3 protein-coding genes and 1 pseudogene are annotated in these 4,864 nt (G+C 65.9%); 2 read left to right on the plus strand and 2 right to left on the minus strand.

Annotated features, from left to right (window positions below; all coding sequences use genetic code 11):
* Nucleotides 1-1,262, plus strand: a pseudogene (locus C2L58_RS23405) (hypothetical protein); the annotation flags it as partial.
* A 620-nt stretch (nucleotides 1,263-1,882) separates the two neighbouring features.
* Here C2L58_RS23405 and C2L58_RS50565 read toward each other — a convergent pair.
* Nucleotides 1,883-2,947, minus strand: a complete 1,065-nt coding sequence (locus C2L58_RS50565) for a hypothetical protein (protein ID WP_233225882.1) — start codon at nucleotides 2,945-2,947, stop codon at nucleotides 1,883-1,885.
* 130 nt (nucleotides 2,948-3,077) lie between these two features.
* Between C2L58_RS50565 and C2L58_RS49295 the strand changes: the two genes are divergently transcribed.
* Nucleotides 3,078-3,230 carry a hypothetical protein gene (locus C2L58_RS49295; protein WP_158264150.1) on the plus strand — a complete coding sequence of 51 codons (153 nt, stop codon included), beginning with the start codon at nucleotides 3,078-3,080 and terminating at the stop codon, nucleotides 3,228-3,230.
* A gap of 56 nt (nucleotides 3,231-3,286) precedes the next feature.
* Here C2L58_RS49295 and C2L58_RS23415 read toward each other — a convergent pair whose 3' ends face one another.
* The gene (locus C2L58_RS23415; protein WP_158264151.1) at nucleotides 3,287-4,666 is read right to left on the minus strand and encodes a recombinase family protein; all 1,380 of its coding nucleotides are present in this window, start codon (nucleotides 4,664-4,666) and stop codon (nucleotides 3,287-3,289) included.
* Between the last annotated feature and the right edge of the window lie 198 nt (nucleotides 4,667-4,864).

The following is a 4,864-nucleotide window of genomic DNA, read 5'->3' on the forward strand; positions in this document are numbered from 1 at the left end:
GGCAAGGGAAATCGGCCGCGTTGCGGACGCTGCTGCTCGGCGCGGCACTCGACCCCACCGCCGAACTGTGGGTGTTCGTGATGGGTGAGTCCCCGGACTTCGACCCGTTCCGACCCCGGCTGTCCCGCTACGGGATGGGGATGGATGACAGCGTGGCCGAAGCGGCAACGCAGGCGCTGGCCGATCTGCTGACGGAGATGGAGCGACGCGGGAAGATCCTCGGAGGGCAGCCGGGCCGCCCGCCGAAGGTCTCGCGCAAGCTCGCCGATAAGGCCGGGCTTGGCCTGCACCCGCTGGTCTGTGGGATCGACGAGTGTCACGAGTTGTTCCAGCACCCCAAATACGGCAAGAAAGCCGCCGAACTGGCAATCAGGCTGATCAAGCGAGGCCGCAAGTACGGGATTGTGCTGCTGCTGGCCACCCAGTCGCCCACGAAGGACAGCATCCCTCGGGAAGTCACCCGCAACGTGTCCTGCGGGGTGGCGTTCAGCGTGGCCGATCAAGTCGCCAACGACGGGCTGTTGGGGTCGGGCAAGTACGCGGCCGGTATCCGCGCAACGGAGCTGCGGATCAACACCGACCGGGGAACCTGTGTCGCGGTCGGCATCACCGATGAGACGTTCGAGCTGGTGCGCACGTTCTACGTCCCGTTCGAGGACGGCGCCGACGACGTCACACCGGTTATCGCTCGGGCGGTGGCGCTGATTGAGGAGATGGGCCGGGCGGTCGAGTCCAGCGCACGCCCGCAGCTCGACGCGGCACCGGTCGTCGCCGACCACCTCGCCGACGTTACGGCGGTGCTGCACGGAGAGAAGCGGGTCCGGACTCAGGTGATCTTGAACCGGCTGGCTCGGCACGATCCCGGCGAGTACGGGGAGTGGACGTTCCGGGACCTGACAGCCGCCCTCGCCCCGCACGGGGTCGGGCCGGTCAAGTCGGACGGGAACAAGGTCATCCGCGCTGACGACCTGGCCGCCGCACTCGCCCGCCGGGACCGCGACGACGACGGCACCGGAGATGGCGACGGGGCCGGAGACGGCAGGGATGCGGGCAGGGATGCGGGCAGGGACCCGGCAGGGACTCAGGGACTTATCCCTGACGGGTCCCTGCCCGAAAGTCCCCGCTCTGACCAGCGCGAACACGGGTCAGGGACCCCAGGGACCCGCCGCCGGCGGGACCCCGGATCGGGCCGAAACCCGGGTGATTCCGGGACCGCCGGAGGTCCCTCCCTGCCTCCCCGCCGACCGGATGAAGGGAGGTGACTCGCCCTTTGCCCGACCACCTCACCAACGCACCGCAGACGACCACCCGGCAGCACCCGAAAGGCAGTGACCATGACCACCCCCGCACCGACGCAGAGGACGGCCGTCCGCTCCACGACAAGGACGCGACCGGGACGGCCAACGGTGACCGTGCCGACAAGCCGGACGGCGAAGACCGGTCCGACACAGACCGGCCCCGCCGCACCCGACCGGGCACCGCCGGAGGACGGCCTGAGCGGGCCGGAGACAGCTCAACACCGTCACAGCTGAACCGAGAGACCGACGCGGGTTGCCGACGCGTCAGAGCCGCTGCGGGCCGACCACGGAGGAGGACAGTCCCGCAGCGCCCGATCCCGACCCTGGAGGAGTGGGCGCGAGAACAGTTGAAGAACGCGCCCGAACGCTCTCCCGCATGGGCCGCCAGAGTCGCGGCGATCTACGGGCTAGAGCCGCCCGCCGATACCCGTCACGGGAGCTGAAACACGACAGAGCCCCGGCAACCGTGGTTGCCGGGGCTCTGTCGCGGGGGACGGTGGCTGTGCGGTTCGTGTGTGGGACCGGACAGCCGAGTGGGAAACCTACGCTCCCCTTTCGGCTATCGGGTCGAACCACAGACGGGTTCACCCGGATGGACAGCTCCGGTAGTTCACGATGAGGTGCCCTTGCCCGTGTTGCTGTGCCAGCGTCAGCAGGCCGATTTGCGGGCCGGGGTTGGCGTGCGGGGTGTCGTCGGTCAGTCCGGAGAAATCGAGGTGGCAGGCGTCCACCGAGAGTGTGCCGTCCGGGTTGGGCTGGGACGCCTGCCCCGGGAGAGACAGGTTGTTCACGTAGTCGCCCGCCGCCGTCACCTCGGCCGCCATGGCGCCGATCGCGGCCGGGCAGTCCGGCACGTGCCGGGCGTCGGCGAGTTGCTGACGGGCGGCGGGCGCGAAGACGAAACACGCGTCGGCGACGGCATCCGGCGTCGGGCGGGCGATCCGTTCCGCCAGGAAATTGACCATGCTCCCGGGGCTGTGGGGCAAGATGCGGGCCACGGCGTCATCGTGGGCTTGATTCAGTTCCTGTTGCGTCTGGCGAGCGTGGCGGGCCGCGTCCACGGCCAGCATCGCCCATCCTGTTGCCACCATCACCACACCCAGCGCCAGCGCCGTCAGTGTCTGCCAGCGCCGGACCCGTAGCCGCAACGTCACCAGCGCGGCCACCCCGGCACCAGTCACCGCGACCCCCGCCAGCAGCACCCACCACCACGGGTCCACATAGGTCAGCAACCACACCCCGACCACCAGCAGCGGCACCGTCAGCCGCCATATCGGCGGCAGCCGCCGAGCAAAGATCAGCACGGCCACGAGACCGCCGACGCCGCCGAACAACCACGGCCACATTTCCCAGCCGGACAGCCACCACGCGACCAGCGCGAGAATCCCCGCACCGATCAGCGCGGGCATCCGCACAGCGCGTTCAATCGCCGCGCGTCGCCGGTTCCTGTCCTGGTCGCGGGCCGCTTTCCGCTCCCCGGCAGCGACCACACGGTCTACGAAATCTCTCCCGCCCATGTTCCCAGGATGCGCCTCTACCTGCGGCGACGCCACCACATCGAACATCCGACCGACGATCAGGGCGCGCCACAACAGCGGGCACCCGATGACGCACGCACATTGTTTGGTCCAGCCAATTTCGATTTTCAAGGAAGGAAAATCCCCGCCCGCCGGCTATCGAATTAAATCACGTGATTTGACATTCTAGCCAAGCTTGATGCACGCTGTTCCTATGCGAGCTACCAGCCACGTAATCCGGAACCTGTTCAAGGAAACCAGCATGCTGGTTCAGGCGGGCGAGACGTTCCCGATGGACAGCATGGAAGCCTACCGGTCTAGCGCACAGCGTTGGCTCAAGGACAACTCGAACCTCTCGACGAGGACTATCGAGCAAGCCGACTGGCAAGAGGTCTATGAGACCTTAAAGGTATGAAGAAGGCCCCTGGGAAACCAGGGGCCTTCTTTGCGTTTGCGGCAAGAAGCGAAAGGTCAGTCGCTGTGCCGGAAAATCGGCTTGATTTGATCCGGATGAAACCGGACACCCTTCCCGGCGGGCTTAATCACCACGGCGGTAAGAGTCTCGGCAATCGCCGCTTGCTTCAATTCGATGGTGAAGCTCGGCTTTTCCCACTGTTCGTCAAGGTTCGCGACGGCCGCGTCGCGGGCGTCCTGCTGTGCCTCGTACTTGCGTTTCTCGCGTTTGAGGGTGGCCTCTGTGGCTTCCATTCGTGCAAGGCTCGGAAAGTAGTTTTCCGCCGAGTAGGTCCCCGCTTCGTACCGCATCGACGATTCCCGCATTCGCTCTTTGAGTTCGGCGAGTTCCTTTTCTTTCGGCCACGGCGGTAGCTTTTCTATCTTTCGAGACTGAATCTTTCGATGCTCGGCAAGCACCAGTGCGCGGATGTAGGCGTCCACAGGGGCCGCGTCCCGCGAAGTGCTGGCGCACCCACCTTGCCCTTTCGACGGGCACCGGTAGATCTCGACCAGTTCCCCGGAACGCTGGTCACGCCTGCTGGATCCCACCATGCGGGCATTGCACTTGCCGCACCGGACGAACGGCGACAGCAAATGATTGGTCCGATACCCGCGCCCCTTCCCGCCGACTCGGGACTGTTCCTGTCCCTCAGCGGGAGCCCAGGCACGCACTACGGCCGCATGCTGGTCGTCGGTAAGAATCGGCTCCCACTTCCCCCGAACCGGCTTACCGTCCTCGCCATAGAGAACCGCGCCCCGGTAGACGACCTTCCCGCACATACGCGGACGGGTGAACATATTCCGCACTGTAGCGGCCCGCCACTCCACTCCGGTCACGGTGGGAATCTTTCGCTCATTCCACTCTTGCGCCAGTGTGAGCGGACTCAGTCCCGCGATAATGCGCGGAACGGCGGCACGGATGTGCTTCGCTTCTCGCTTGTTCACGGTGAGTCGGTCTTTGCGCCAGCCAAACGGCCGATTGGGACCGCCGTGCGTTTTGCCCGCATGGGCGGCGCGACGTTTCCCATCAGTGACACGACGGGACGTGTTGCGGGATTCGGCGTTTCGTTGATTGACCAAGCGTCGCGCGGAGTCGATTCCCTCATCGGTAGTCAGGTTGACGTTTCCGGTCATGCTGACGACGTAAATTCCGTACAACTCGACCGCGTCGATGAGATCTTCAAGGATGCGCGGATCGCGGGTCGCCCGGTCGATATCGGCGCAAGCGAGGGCGTTGCATTCACCTCGACGCAAGGCGGTGAGAATCGATTCCCAATCCGGGCGGACCACACGAAAGCCGTAGGTGCCGTCCGGCAGCAACACGCGCCGTCGCTTGAACGACGACACGTTGGGTTCCGGAACCTCACGGTCGACCCGCCCGCCGATCGTCTTCACGAACGTCCGTAGGTCACTGAGTTGGTAGTCGACCTGCCCCTCACCCGGGGCATCCTGGCCCGGTACGACCCTGGACTCACGGGCTTGGAGGATCCAAACTAGCTGGTCAGGGGCGTGCTCGATCAGTGTCCGGCCCCGCTCACGGAGTGGCTGTGAAGGTCCCATGACAGCCAGTGTGCACTAGAAGAGTCGTAGCTA

The sequence above is a fragment of the Amycolatopsis sp. CA-126428 genome (genome assembly GCF_002904335.1).
Lineage (GTDB): Bacteria > Actinomycetota > Actinomycetes > Mycobacteriales > Pseudonocardiaceae > Amycolatopsis.

Excerpts from the sequence above, each read along its gene's own strand:
- C2L58_RS49295 (WP_158264150.1), top strand. The coding sequence starts at position 3,078 with ATGCTGGTTCAGGCGGGCGAGACGTTCCCGATGGACAGCATGGAAGCC.